General features: G+C 46.1%; 13 protein-coding genes. 3 read left to right on the forward strand and 10 right to left on the reverse strand.

Features of this window, described 5'->3' with window-relative positions:
* Position 1: 1 nt before the first annotated feature.
* Entirely contained in the window at positions 2 to 199 is a 198-nt protein-coding gene (locus FCL48_RS05755; RefSeq protein WP_136871303.1) for a heavy-metal-associated domain-containing protein, read from the forward strand.
* Between the two features lie 277 nt (positions 200 to 476).
* On the opposite strand, the gene FCL48_RS05760 is transcribed toward FCL48_RS05755, so the two are convergent.
* The 4 genes from FCL48_RS05760 to rph all read right to left on the reverse strand — a co-directional run bounded on the left by FCL48_RS05760 (position 477) and on the right by rph (position 4,261).
* On the reverse strand, positions 477 to 1,439 hold the full coding sequence (locus FCL48_RS05760; RefSeq protein WP_136871304.1) for a putative transporter: 963 nt from the start codon (positions 1,437 to 1,439) through the stop codon (positions 477 to 479).
* A 288-nt stretch (positions 1,440 to 1,727) separates the two neighbouring features.
* On the reverse strand, positions 1,728 to 2,687 hold the full coding sequence (locus tag FCL48_RS05765) for a hypothetical protein (RefSeq protein ID WP_136871305.1): 960 nt from the start codon (positions 2,685 to 2,687) through the stop codon (positions 1,728 to 1,730).
* Between the two features lie 38 nt (positions 2,688 to 2,725).
* Positions 2,726 to 3,520, reverse strand: coding sequence for a hypothetical protein (locus FCL48_RS05770; RefSeq protein ID WP_136871306.1), 795 nt, complete (start codon positions 3,518 to 3,520; stop codon positions 2,726 to 2,728).
* 42 nt (positions 3,521 to 3,562) lie between these two features.
* Positions 3,563 to 4,261, reverse strand: a complete 699-nt coding sequence (gene rph, locus FCL48_RS05775; RefSeq protein WP_136871307.1) for a ribonuclease PH — start codon at positions 4,259 to 4,261, stop codon at positions 3,563 to 3,565.
* Between the two features lie 600 nt (positions 4,262 to 4,861).
* Here rph and FCL48_RS05780 point away from each other — a divergent pair.
* A complete protein-coding gene (locus FCL48_RS05780; RefSeq protein ID WP_136871308.1) occupies positions 4,862 to 5,044 on the forward strand; it encodes a hypothetical protein in 183 nt (60 codons plus the stop codon).
* Between the two features lie 186 nt (positions 5,045 to 5,230).
* On the opposite strand, the gene FCL48_RS05785 is transcribed toward FCL48_RS05780, so the two are convergent.
* From FCL48_RS05785 to FCL48_RS05800, 4 genes are all read right to left on the reverse strand, one after another.
* The gene (locus FCL48_RS05785; protein WP_136871309.1) at positions 5,231 to 5,830 is read right to left on the reverse strand and encodes a flavodoxin family protein; all 600 of its coding nucleotides are present in this window, start codon (positions 5,828 to 5,830) and stop codon (positions 5,231 to 5,233) included.
* A 33-nt stretch (positions 5,831 to 5,863) separates the two neighbouring features.
* Positions 5,864 to 6,799, reverse strand: coding sequence for a multidrug resistance efflux transporter family protein (locus FCL48_RS05790; protein ID WP_136871310.1), 936 nt, complete (start codon positions 6,797 to 6,799; stop codon positions 5,864 to 5,866).
* A gap of 93 nt (positions 6,800 to 6,892) precedes the next feature.
* The gene (locus tag FCL48_RS05795) at positions 6,893 to 8,185 is read right to left on the reverse strand and encodes a DEAD/DEAH box helicase (protein WP_136871311.1); all 1,293 of its coding nucleotides are present in this window, start codon (positions 8,183 to 8,185) and stop codon (positions 6,893 to 6,895) included.
* 74 nt (positions 8,186 to 8,259) lie between these two features.
* Positions 8,260 to 9,192 (reverse strand): RluA family pseudouridine synthase, encoded by a 933-nt coding sequence (locus tag FCL48_RS05800; protein ID WP_240744758.1) that lies wholly within the window; start codon positions 9,190 to 9,192, stop codon positions 8,260 to 8,262.
* 410 nt (positions 9,193 to 9,602) lie between these two features.
* Here FCL48_RS05800 and FCL48_RS05805 point away from each other — a divergent pair, with 410 nt between their 5' ends.
* The gene (locus tag FCL48_RS05805; RefSeq protein ID WP_136871312.1) at positions 9,603 to 10,871 is read left to right on the forward strand and encodes a glycerophosphodiester phosphodiesterase family protein; all 1,269 of its coding nucleotides are present in this window, start codon (positions 9,603 to 9,605) and stop codon (positions 10,869 to 10,871) included.
* 137 nt (positions 10,872 to 11,008) lie between these two features.
* Here the strand turns inward: FCL48_RS05805 and FCL48_RS05810 are convergent, their stop codons facing one another.
* Both FCL48_RS05810 and FCL48_RS05815 read right to left on the reverse strand, forming a co-directional pair.
* On the reverse strand, positions 11,009 to 12,181 hold the full coding sequence (locus FCL48_RS05810; RefSeq protein ID WP_136871313.1) for a cache domain-containing protein: 1,173 nt from the start codon (positions 12,179 to 12,181) through the stop codon (positions 11,009 to 11,011).
* Positions 12,182 to 12,361: 180 nt separating this feature from the next.
* The gene (locus FCL48_RS05815; protein WP_136871314.1) at positions 12,362 to 13,618 is read right to left on the reverse strand and encodes a hypothetical protein; all 1,257 of its coding nucleotides are present in this window, start codon (positions 13,616 to 13,618) and stop codon (positions 12,362 to 12,364) included.
* Positions 13,619 to 13,875 lie beyond the last annotated feature (257 nt).

Here is a 13,875-nt window from a genome sequence, read left to right on the forward strand (position 1 = left end):
TATGGAAACCATTAAGATAAGTGGCATGAGTTGCCAGCATTGTGTCGAATCTGTAAAAAAGGCACTGGAAGGGCTTGGGGGATTGAAACAGGTTGCAGTGAACCTTGAAGCTGGGGAGGCATCTTTTGAAAACAGCGGAATAGAGCGGGAAAAAATCAGAGCCGCAATCAGCAGGATCGGTTTCGACCCAGGTGAGTAATCAAATCGTGCAGCTTTTAAAAGCTGCCCTCAGGTAGGCGGGAAGAATGGTGGGAGACTGAATTTCAGCCTCCCGGTCAGTTGGCTTTTCAAGGATCTTTAGCTCGTAATTATCGATGAACTCGTAAAAAGTACAATCGTAGAACCTGATCGGTGAGTTAAAAAGTTTGATATACAGGGAGTAGTGTTTTTAATGGAGAGACGGCTATACACACTTGGTATGGCGGGGTCTTCCTCAAAACCCTACAACGCGCGTAAACTGAGGCTTTACGATACCATCAATAATTTATGTTCAGCTCAAACTCTCGAAGTCGTTTATGGATGGAGCGCAGCTCGGTGATCGTTGTCCAGTTCGCAATAAAAATAGAAAACGACTCACGGACCTTACTAAAGGCATTTGATACCTGCACAAGTACCCCAAGGGTGATAACCCCTGAAAACAACCCAGGCCCCATGATGAGATACGGCACGATCACCATGAGCTGCTCAAAGAAATTCACCCAGATATCGAAATACCCATAGTGCAGAAAAAGTCTGTTATAGTTGAATTTCAGCCCGGTAAAGAGCTCTACGACAGTTTCTGTCTTGCCATAATTAACCTTGTCATCTTCAGCATAGACCAGCTCTTTACGAAACGCTGCCTCCACCTTCTGATTATTATATTCCAGCCCTGGGAGCTTTATTCCAACAAACCAGGATATGAGCAGACCTCCAATAGAAACAGCCAGAGCAACCCAGACAAGGCTGCCCGGGACAGTCTTGAAAAAGGCAATATCCACCCCGGAACTCAGCCCCCAGAGAATAGGCAAAAAGGCAATCAATGTCATAACTGCCCGAATAACCTGCAGGCCCAGGCTTTCAACGATACGGGCAAAACGATAAATATCTTCCTGAATACGCTGACTGGAACCCTCCACCTCCTCATCGACCTTCTGCCATCTGGCAATATAGGAAAAGGTCATGGCCTCCCGCCATTTAAAGGAATAAATTCTTGTAAAATAAGATGTTACCGTGGCAATGAGTACATAGGGAAAGGCGATTTTAGCAAACATCATCATCTGATCCCAGAACTCTTCTATTTTATGCTCCGTTGCTTTTTGCAGAATATTGTAAAAACTGCCATACCATTCGTTAATCTTTACAGTAAGTTCCACCTGGACAAACAGAGCCAGAAATAAAAACACAGCGCCGCCATAGGCCCAGACAAACCACTCTCTACTTTTATAAAACGATCGAAACATTACACTCTTCCTTTATGTACTGCACAGACAACAAGATAATAAAAAGCAATCACCTGAAAGACAGTGACAGCAAAACAACTTCTACCTCAAAAAAATTCAGTAAAGAAAACAAGATCTACATTACTTATAAAAGTTACAACCAGCCGCCCTGTCCAGGTGATCATTTTTACAACCCGTGGGCAATTATAACCGGTTGAAAACAATAGTCCATTCTCACAATTAACACATCTGTTTTCACTGGAATGGTCCCAAAAGAACTGGTTTTTCTGCTCCCGTTTCACCCTTATTTCACAACCCTGTGATCGTCAAAAACAGTAAAAACGCCAGGCCACCCCAAAGATATACCCTGGTATGCTGACAAACCGGCCACCAGTTTTTCTGTCGCATGACAAATAAAATCAAAAGATACAAACAGGAAAGAAACATTTTTACCCCAAGCTGCCCAAAAGAGGACAAGCTACCCAGAGATAAAAGAGCAGAAATCACTTCACGTTGGACAACAAGAAGCAGAGCCCAGAGCGAGAAGAGATGAAAAAACGGGGTCTTTCCAAAACCTCCTTTGGTATCCAGAAGTGCAAGTATCCTATACTGTACAAAAAAAGCAGCGCCCCACGCCGCGGCACCCCAGCCGGAAATAAGCTGAACAGTCGGATTACTTCGTAAAAGCGCAAGAACAAGGAGGAGCCAAATGGCTGGAAGGTGCAAGAGCAAAAAGTAGTCCAGACGATTCCAACGGACCTTTTCAGCGAGTATCCCAGAGAGAATTGATGTTGCCGAAACAAAGAGCAGTGTGCCGTTCAGGCGCTCCCACACCACTATATGCATCCATATTTCCCGCAGGCCAGCAACAAACCAGACAGCTGCTCCCAACAGAAAAAAAAGAAACAACAAGTACCGGTGAGAAAGATGTTGCCTGCAGGCGACATCCACCTGCGACACTACCTCTTGATCCAGTAAATAGGCAGAGCAAAAAGCTACCAGAACAAAACAGCAACAACTCAGGAAATAGTAGTTTACAAGAAAATTTGCTCCAAAAGGATACCAGACAGCATCTGCAAAAAGAAAAACAGCGAGGAACTGCAGGAGCAAACCTATGATCGGCAAGACAAGTGTATTAACCTTCACACCACTGAAAACACACCCTGCCCCTGAGAGAGCAAGAACTATAGCAACAACGCCCGGATCAGCACCGAAGATATAGAGCAACGATGGCAAGCCGACAGCAAAACACAAAAAAGCGAAATACATCACTCATACCTTTTCACTAAACGCTTTCAGACTCATGATTACAGATCCAAACCAGCTTTCGTTGCCAGAGGAAGCCCTAACACTTCTTTAACGGATTCTTTCCAGCGAATTTTATCCTCGTGCCCCAGTTCCTCGTACAAGAGTCTCAGCTCCTGATCACTCTGGCCCAGGGTAATACGTTCAATTTCTTTATCGAATTGCGCGTTCACGCGCGAAACCCTGGTGTCAATTCTGTTCATTTTTCCAATCCAGATGGAATGGGAAACATAGGGAAGCAGCTCGTAAACCATCTGCACCACATCTTCCCTGTGTAGCATGGGTTCAATGCTTACCGAGGTAATAAACCCTCTTTCATAACAGGAGCGAAGTGCCATAAGCCGCTCCTGATACACCGGTGCCCCCGGTTCCCAGAAGGACAGAATTTCAGCGTTTCTGGCGGTGATAGTAAAACGAAAGAGGATGCGGTCGCGGCAATCATAGAATTCCCTGCATAACCTCTGTATACAGTCCAGATGTGGTTTTGAAACAATAAGAACTCTATTTCCGGCACCCAGAAGTTTACCAATAACCTTCACGCAACTTTCAAGATTTTCAGGGATAATATCGTGGGCGGCAGGAAACATCACCTGGCCGTCATAGAGCGGTCTGCTTTTGTCGATTTCGCCCGGCAGGTCGCAGCACTTTAACCAGTCAGCCTCAGGAATCAACTGTCTTCGAATCACCTGATCATAGCGTGCATAACAGTATCTGCAACCGTGGGGGCAGCCACGGCTGCAATTAACTTCAGCAACAGCCCATTCTCTGGTTCCACGAATGTCCGCTTTTTTATCCACCTGAATCTCTCCATCTACAAAAGAATGACCAGCCAGGATCTCTTACTTATCCCATAGTCTAAAAAGCTCACCACAGCCTTTGCGGGCAAGGGTCATCATCGCAAGATACGCTTCATCAGAATATGGCTCGGCCTCGGCTGTGGCCTGAATCTCAATCCAGCGACCGTCCCCGGACATCACGAAGTTTGCATCGGTCTCTGCTGTGGAATCCTCAGAATAATCGAGATCGAGTAAGGCTTCGCCACCACGTATTCCAACAGAGATTGCCGCAATCGGGGTGATCCGCGGAAGGCTCTCAAGCCTGCCTTCTGCCACCACCTTTTTCAACGCATCGGCCAGGGCAATTGCCCCACCGGTAATAGAAGCGGTTCTTGTGCCTCCGTCGGCATTGAGGACATCACAATCCACCCTTAAGGTTCTTTCGCCGATGGTTTCCAGGTCAACCATCATTCTCAACGATCGTCCGATCAACCGCTGAATTTCCATGGTCCGCCCAGAAGCACCTTTGGTTTCACGTCGGTACCTGCTGTCTGTGGCGCAGGGCAATATCCCATATTCTGCTGTAATCCAACCCTGGCCACTGCCTTTGAGAAATGGTGGAACACTCTCCTCAACAGAAACACCACAAATAACATGGGTGTTACCCATTTTTATAAGTACAGAACCATCCGCCTGATACTGCAGGCCTCTTTCAATGGACACTGGCCGCATTTCACCAGCCTTTCTATTGTTACTTCGCATACGTTTCCTTTATATATATTTATTTTAACTCAAAAAGATGTCTCAAAAACCAAATAGGATATTACAGTAAGGCTTTATCTCATTAAACGCAAATCAGACCGGCAATACAGTCGTTGCAAGACGTCTCATGGGAGATGTCGGCCAACGTTATAATCCGTTCTGACATCGTAAGATGTTATGCGGGTTTTCCGGTTAATGTACGCAGCAACTCTACATTCAATAAGGAAAATCAATGAAGAGGAAATTACGCAGAAATATGGGCTGAACAGCCTGTTTATTGGAGCAATACCTGGCCTGCCCTCTTTTGTGGTTGCCTTTACCTTTGAGGCCATGGCCAACCGTTTTGATATGCGTAACGAAATCCTCCTAGGGGAAGTGAATTCTCTAAAAACTGCCTATTTAAGGGCAGACGAGAAAAAGAATCAAGGCAGAAAAACATTGACCTTCCCAGACCAACTTCACCCCACAGCAGCTCACCTATTATCTTGAATCAGTCAATGATGTCTTTGACCATCTCACAAAACGTGCAACAGTCAGCTTCAGGTACCATATCCCAACAACAATCTGGATTATGCTTTTACCATAATATGGCGGACAATCATGGCTGTCGGCTACGTTGCAGGGCTATCCAAAGATATCAGCCGGTTTCTTGGGATCATTCTGGCACTGAGCTTTTCCTCGGTTATATATTTGATTGCAGACCTCGACTCTATCAACAAAGGTTTTCTCAAGGTCAGTCAACAGCCGATCATGGAATTGCACCAGAAATTCCAGCACTCATAGAGTACAATGCCCGCTCCACATCATGGTGGTGGGGCATTGTATCAATCATCACCATACTGGCAACAGATATCCGTCAGATGGTCTGTGAAACCCATTTTTTTTACCTCTTCACAACAGTTGCTATAGTTGCTGTCGTTACATGCACCCCACGGTACCACCAAACGCCATAAGTCTTTCAAAGAACAATCATCCTCTTGGATAGCTCTCTATGGCGGGCTTCATCACCTTTCCAAGCCAGTCAATACTTTTCCCGAGATGACGCATATTAGCCAGACCTTCGGCATCTTCAGCAACATCACCTTTTTGAAGACCAATGCCAATATTCCAGTAGGTTGAACCGGGAAGCACCATTCTGGACATCTGAAACATGTGGTTAATGGTATCGTAGGCATGGGTAGCGCCACCACGTCTCACCGCCACCACAGCAGCACCGATTTTCCCGGTGAAGGCATGATCATTGGCATAGGCGACGTATCCTGCCCGTTCGATGAGCGCCTTGAGATCTGCAGAAACAGCAGCAAAGTATGTGGGCGATCCCATTATGATCGCATCTGCCCGCAATAATTTTGCAAAGATTTCATTAAAATTATCTGTTTTTACCGAGCATTCATTGTCCTTATTTTCAAAACATTTCTGACAGGCAATACAGCCTCTGATCGCAGTACCACCGACTTTGACAAGTTCCGTCTCCCAGCCTCCGGCATCAAGCTCGCTGAGGACCTCTTGTAAAAGCATTTCTGTGTTACCACCTTTTCTTGGGCTTCCGTTAATTGCAATTGCGTACATAGTTTCTCCCGATAAAGTAATAAGTAGTTGGGTTTATATTGCTTGATATTTTACAAAAAAAGCAAGGCCAGCCATAATCATAACAATACCGGCAACCGCCTGAAAATCAGGAGTATTGCCGTGCAGAAAAAGCATACCACCCGCAAGGGCAAAGATCACCTCACTTGCCTGGGTTGCATCAACCCCAGCCAGTTCATTTGACGTTGAGGCAAGATTGCGTGCATATAAAAAAATACTGGTGGCACACACCCCTGAAAAAAAAGCCACAAGAGAGCTGTTAACGACCTGAGCCATTGATGGGGCGGGCGGGGATATGACCAGAATCAGCACAAACCACAAGGGCAGCGAACCAAGGGTCATAAGAAATACTTTATTAAAAACATTTGCAAGAAGCGGAGAATGGATTTTCGGCAGCTTGTCATTGTCACCGTTTTTTGCCTCCCAGACCAACTGATTGCCAAAGGGATAACAGAAGGCGGCCAGAAGAACCGGCACTCCACCCAGGAGCAATGCCCTCAGATCAAACCCTTCAACATGGGATACATTAACGAGAAGAACACCACAAAAAATAAGCGCTGAAAACAGCCAGATTCTTTTTGGAAACCTGCGCCCAAAGACAAGAAATACAAAAAGGCTGGCGACCACAGTGAATTGCCAGGTGGCGGCAATCACCCAGCCCGGTGAAAAATCAGCACTGAAACAGATGAGGGCATAAAAGCAGCCAAAACCAATACCTCCTGCAACAATCCAGAACCGCCAGTGGGCCAGAAAAAGAGCCACAACCGATCTGAACTGCTTAAGGCCCCCGTTATACAAAATAATCAGACTCAAAAAAAGCATCATAAAACCGTAGCGCAACGAGGCGGACCAGACCCAGTGCCCCCCGGCAACACTCATAACCTCGTTGAGAATAAAGGTCGTACTGAAAAAAGCCCCGGAGACAATGCCAAGGGCAAGCAGTTTGATCATAGTGCTCATTTCCACAAGAAAATGTTAAACGGCATTGCCCCAGGCTCTAGCTGACCACCTTTGTCAGCTCCCGATGCTCTGTCTGTAAACCTCTTACTTCCGCCCACGATAACGGGGTCTTCTACCTGCTGGCTGAATTTTCTGCACTTTCCCTTGGCCTTCCTCACCTGGATTCTCCTGAACGGGAGCTTTGGGCTTCTTTGGTTTTTTCGGCCGCTTTGGTTTGCGATCAAGCCTTGAAGCGGGAACGTCGTTTACCGGCTGAAACCCATCCAGATACTCTCTTTGTATGAGTTCTTTGATGACATATTCGATCTCAGACAATTGTGGGAATTCATCTGCGCTCACAAGAGAAATTGCCTCCCCCGTTGAACCGGCACGCCCTGTCCGCCCTATCCTGTGCACATAATCTTCCGCGACATTGGGCAGATCAAAATTTACAACCTGGGGTAACTGATCAATATCTAGCCCCCGGGCTGCAATATCGGTTGCCACCAGGATACGAACATGACCGGCCTTGAAGTCTGCAAGTGCCTTTGTCCGTGCATTCTGGCTTTTATTGCCGTGGATTGCAACCGCTGTGATTTTTTCCTTTTCCAGCTGTTGGGTTAATCTATTTGCGCCGTGCTTCGTCCGGGTGAAAACGAGCGCCTGCTCCCAGTTGTTTTCTTTAATCAGGTGGATCAACACGGCAGGTTTTCTTTTCTTATCAACCGGTACCAGCCAGTGCTTGACACTTTTGACCGTTGTATTCTGAGGGGTCACTGAGATCTGCACAGGGTCTCGCACAAGGTTTTTTGCAAGACCTCGGATTTCATCTGAAAATGTTGCAGAGTACATTAAGGTCTGTCGCTGCTTTGGCAGAAGAGCCAATATTTTTTTAATGTCATGGATAAAACCCATGTCCAGCATCCTGTCCGCTTCATCGAGCACCAGTACTTCTAGCTGATTGAAACGGACTGCATTCTGGTTGTAGAGATCCAATAGTCTTCCAGGTGTTGCAACGAGAACGTCAACCCCTTGGCGCAGAACCATCATCTGGGGATTGATCTTTACCCCGCCAAAAACTACGGCAAAACGCAGGGAAAGATGTCTGCCATAGGCCGCAAAACTGGCATGGACCTGTGCTGCGAGTTCTCTTGTGGGAGTCAGAATAAGGGTTCGCACCTGATTTGCTTTAGCCCGGGGGCCTTTGGAGAGTTTTTCCAGAATCGGAAGTGCAAAACCCGCAGTTTTCCCTGTACCGGTCTGGGCCGCCGCCATCAGATCCCGACCGGCAAGGACCACAGGTATTGCTTTGACCTGTATAGGGGTGGGAGTCTGATATCCCTGTTCTTCAACTGCACGAAGCAGGGGCGCAGACAGGCCCATCTTTGCAAAACTCATAAATATATCTCTTTCAATATCGTTGTATTTTTTTGATGACTACAGCGCTTACCGACTCTCTGCCTGCAAGAAAACTATTTTCTCTTTTTTGCGGGAAGCCGAAAAAGCTGCTTGAATTTGGAAGGAACGCCTGTATCAAAGCGGCAGACCTCTCCTGTTCTCGGATGGGTAAAGGAGAGAACCATTGCATGCAGTGCCATCCGGCCCATAAAATTTGCCCCTGCACCGTATTTTTTATCCCCAACAATCGGATGCTCTATATCCTGCATATGCACCCTGATCTGGTGCTTCCGCCCCGTTTCCAGGTTGATCTCCAGAAGAGACAGATCTTTGGTCCCGTCGATTTTTTTATAATGGGTAATGGCCTTTTTCCCCGCCTGACTATTTTGTGAAGAATAGACGATAAAGGCGCTGCTTTCCGTGAGCCATGAACTAATGGTTCCCGCTGGCGGGTCAACCTCGCCTTCGACGACACCGACATAGGTCCGCTCGCCAATGGTGGTATTCCACGTCTCCTGGATCTGTTGCTTGACCCTTTCACTTCTTGCAAACATCAACAAACCAGATGTTTCACGGTCTAACCTGTGGATAATAAATATTTTATTATCAGGGTTTTCAGCTTTAACGTAGGCACTCAACATTGAGTAGGCTGTTTTACGCTTTTCCTTGTCTGTTGCCACGGTCAGAAGTCCAGGCGGCTTATCGATTACAATGATGTCCTCATCAATATGGACTATGTTGAGCTCCCGAGGTTGTAAAACCTCTTTAGCCTTTTCCCAGCTCACAACGACATCCTGACCAGGTATCAAAACATAATCAAACTGGGTCACCGCTTTCCCCTCGACCGAAACTTGCCTGTCTTTTAAAACCGCCTTTAATAATTTCCTGGATTTATTGGGGAAATTATCAATAAGACTGACAAGAAGTGTCTCTTTGCTTGTCACCTTATAAGTGGAGAGTTTTTTCCCTCCGGCAGAAGCTTTTGTTTTGTCATTTTTATCCATCATCTCTTTCTCTCAAAATGTATTCTGCCAACAGCAGTTAATTATCGTTGATTTAGCCTCCACTCTACTTCTTTTGCAGGCGAATGCCATCCCACAATAATCATTTTCGATGGCTGGTAAGGTTCCAGAAGAGACTATTTCTGATTTTTATGGATAAAAATGATTTCTCATTGCAAAATATCCAGTATCTTTATACTACTTAGATACGTTGACTCCTCAATATCTTACGATGATCTTTTCCGGGAACAGCCATGATCTACAATATCCGGTTACCAGTCTGTGTAACTGCAGCCCTGATCTTTTAAAGAATACTCATGGCAGATAGACAGTGTTATTCTGCCGATATAGTCCTGCCACCCCGTGGGGGATGTTATACCTTATCTTTACTTATCTTTTAGGAGGATGGTCAAATCATGCGCAACTCAATGAATTTTGCAGCAATTGTATTCTGTGGCCTCTTTTACAGCTCGGTCGCCTATGCAGACACACTCGACGAGCAAAACTCAATTTCAAGCGTACAGATCGGCGTTCGTCCTGCATACCTGGTCAGCGATTTGGAGGAAGGTGCGCTCAAGGAGAGCCTTGAAGCCTGTTCAGATGGTCCTTTTTACACCACAGATTTTTCCATCGGCCACAGGGGGGCTGGCATGCAGTTTCCCGAACATACCAAAGAATCCTACGAAGCTGCCGCTCTTATGGGTGCCGGCATCTGCGAGTGTGATGTCACTTTTACCAAAGATCGTGAACTGGTCTGCAGGCATTCTCAGTGTGACCTTCACACCACAACCAATATTCTGAGTATTCCAAAGCTTGCGGCAAAATGCTCGGAGCCTTTCAAACCAGCCGAGTTTGACCCAAAAACCGGCGAACTTATCAAGCCCGCCTCGGCCAAATGCTGTACCAGCGACATCACTCTAAGCGAGTTCAAGCAACTCAAAGGCAAAATGGATGGGGCCAACTCCAATGCAAAAACCGTTGCCGAATATATGGACGGTACACCCGGCTGGAGGACTGATTTGTATACAGCTCACGGCACCCTCATGACCCATGCGGAAAGTATCGAACTGTTTCACAAACTTGGTATGAAGATGACTCCTGAACTGAAAGCTCCCGAGGTGAAAATGCCTTTTGGTGGTGACTTTACCCAGGAAAAATACGCCCAGGCCATGATTAACGAATATAAGAAGGCAGGGATCGATCCGAAAAACGTCTTTCCGCAATCGTTCAACCTTAATGACGTGCTGTTCTGGCTGAAGAATGATCCGCAATTCGGTAAGCAGGGTGTCTATCTTGATGACAGATACGATATCGAGACTTTTGATGTTGCAAAGCCGGAAACCTGGTCTCCTACCATGGAAGAACTCTTTGCCAAAAATGTTCGTATCATTGCACCGCCAATGTGGATGCTGCTCACGACAAACGCCAAAGGTGAGATTGTCCCATCTGAGTACGCAAAGCGGGCAAAAGCCGCCGGGCTTGAAATTATTACCTGGACCCTTGAGCGTTCCGGCCTGCTTAAGGACGGCGGTGGCTGGTACTACAGCACCATTAAAGACGCTATACATAAAGATGGCGATATGTTGGTAGCCCTTGATGTACTGGCACAACAGGTGGGAATCCTGGGAATCTTTTCTGACTGGCCTGCAACGGTAACCTATTACGCCAACTGTAAAGGCTTATAGCTCATAGCTCATCTTCTACTCCCTGCCTCCCGGTTACCTTCGGGGCAGGGATGTTTTTGATTCGGTTGGGAGAGCCGTAATCATAGATCAAATTAGGTTGCTACAACACCCCACAGTACAACTCAGCCCGAAAAAAATCATTCCTCGCCCTTTCCCTCTACTCCTTTGTGCTCGTCCACCCCATCCATAATTTTGCCCGCTTCAGGATAGTGTTTCCGTACGCAATCGGGGCAGATACTGTGACTAAACTGGGCTTCAGTATGCTTTGAGACATACGCCTCCACCCGGTTCCAATACCCCTTATCATCTCGGATCTGTTTGCAAAAGGAACATATTGGCACTATGCCTCTTAGAGTTTCAATTCTTTTTTTATAAGAAGAGACCGACAGCTTAACCAGCATAATGACGACACCCGTGACGATAAGACAGATGAGAATATTGATCAGCAGAGTTCTATAAATCTCGCGCACTGCTTCCATCTCGGGCTGTTCAACGACCAGATACCAGGTAAACTCATCGATATATCGGAGATTAGTATGGACAAGCTGACCATCTTTTTCATAAGAAAATGAGTGTCCGGTCGGAGAACCCATATTTTCTTTAAATAGCTGAAAAAATTCATTTCCGGAAATGTTTGTTACTGCAGGGTTGAAGTCTGAGCCAGCGAGTTTGACCTCCCCTTTTTCATCGATAAAGTAAATCGTTCGATTATATTTTTGCTGATACTTTTCAATAAGAATCTTCACGGCATTAACTGTCAAACCAACCCCTGTGACACCAATATAATTTTCATCATAATCAAAAACCCGGTAATTGATAAAAATAGTCATGGCATCTTTGTTGGCTTTATCAGGGTCCACATTCACTTCATAGTCTTCCTTCATCACCTTTACTCTGAAGTACCATGAATCAAGGGGATCATCAGGAGAGACCGTTTTGAGCACACCACCGGCATGGTAGTAGGTTTTACTGCTCTCAGAGACAAGAAAACTGGTGAAGGTATTATATTTAGTTTGTATTTCGCTTAAATACCGGGTTATTTTTTTATCGTCTTTTTCTCCCCCAAGAACCCAATCCCGCAAAAATGTGTCCGTTGCCATAACGGAAGAGATAAAAACCGGTCGCAGCAGATCACGCTGGATCTCCGAATAGATATTATCACTTGTCAGAGGAAGTTCATTCTGCGCTATTTCTGCGCGGAGCGATGCTCTCGAAACAAAAAAGCTGGCCAGACTCGTCAGCAAAAAACCGGTGATAAGCAGTACCGAAAGGATTGGTACGAGTTTGATTTTTTCATAATCTTTTGCCATTTTATATCCTCTCCGCAGACCTTAAAAGGCGTTACCTCAGGAGATCCTGCCAACCCGGCAAGATATCGAAGCATCCTTTTTTATACAACAGGCAGGAATCTATCATTAACCTGTTTCTCTAACCTCAACCTGACAAAAAAACGACAGCACCATCAAGAGTCTGATTTTTCTCTCCTGTTTTCAGCCAAAATACAGGACATTCACAAGAGAAGCTGCCAGCCACATAACTATAACATAATGGTAGTTACTTCGTATTATTTGTCGTGGCGACGCGTGATAACGACTGACCATGGCAAGTCCCACCCCGGACAGAGGACTGCTGCCGGTGCTTACCGCCCAACTGCAAAGAAAAAGAAACGCCAGCCTGGAATGATCGGGATGCAAAGGCAGCAGCAAAGGACTGACGATTGCTATACTGACCAGAGGATGAACCCCCATGAAACCGACAACAATCATGCCACAGAGCACCACAGTAAAAAGTAGCGGGCTAAATTCAACGGCATCCAGACTAAAGAATTCCGGATAGACATAGGTGAGAGACTTGAGACCTGAAGAAAAGACTCCAGCTGCCAGAAAAAGGACAAATTGACTGTTTACCGACAAGATCTTCTTACCGACAAAATCAAGTAATGCTGCCCTTCGAGGACGCCCTTTCATAAACAGAAACGCTCCCAGAGGGGCAACGACACAGATGAGGTTTAAAATATTTATTCCATGCCAGAAATGATGGACACAGACAACAACGCCTGCAAGGAACATCGGAACCAACAGGCTTTCAAAGCGTATGGGATAGCCGGAAAACTCTTTTTTACGGATACAACTGACCTCGACCACTGAATATCCTATGGCAAGCCCACTCATGAGAATACCGGGGACAAGTGTTTCTTTCCAGGCCATGTCAGGTGCATAGGTGAGTGCTACACCTGTTGCGATGAAAAAGGGGGACCACCAGGCTGCGGCACTAAAGGAGCGTGCAAGTACAAACATCTGCTCTCTGGTAAGCGTCCCGTTTTTCTGCAGCCTGTCACCAAAGACAAAGAGGATAGAAAGATTGATCACCGCTCCCAGAAAATGTGTGCCCAGTGCCGTTGTCACAACGGCGAGATTACCTTTTGGCAGAGTAGGATCTTCTATGGCATGGTTGGTCAGGGTAAGAAAAGCAACGGCCACAAACATGGCAAGAAGAGGCAGGTTCACGGCAAAGATCTGCTGCCAACCAAGATACACACCTTTACTTGCGGAAAATAGAACCGCTATGAACCCGATTGACAGGAGCAGCAATGCCTGTTGCAAGGCGCTTTTCCCAAGACTCCTCCACATAAGTAGAGGAACCGCCCAAGCCAAAGTTGCCGTGACAATGCGAAGCGAGGGATAAAACTCGCTTATGAGATAACTCACAAGTGTAGCTACAATCATAGCACCAGTATATTTCTTCATCACCCAAGATACAGAGTCTTTCCTGACCCCTCAAAATGATTGGTATTTTCTATCAATACACGGACAGCAACATAAAAACCATGAGGTACCATATTTGGAGAAACTATGGAACCAATTGTAACAATCTGGCAGACAAGAAATAAGAGACGATACAGCGGCTGAATACTTTTAGACAAACTCATTAGAGGGAAAATTCTGAGCAAAACATGCGGTCTGTAAACCCAAAAGTCTGAACAGGCCTATCCAGAACAGGCCTG

The sequence above is a fragment of the Desulforhopalus sp. IMCC35007 genome (assembly GCF_005116575.1).
In the GTDB taxonomy this organism is placed as follows: Bacteria; Desulfobacterota; Desulfobulbia; order Desulfobulbales; family Desulfocapsaceae; genus Desulforhopalus_A.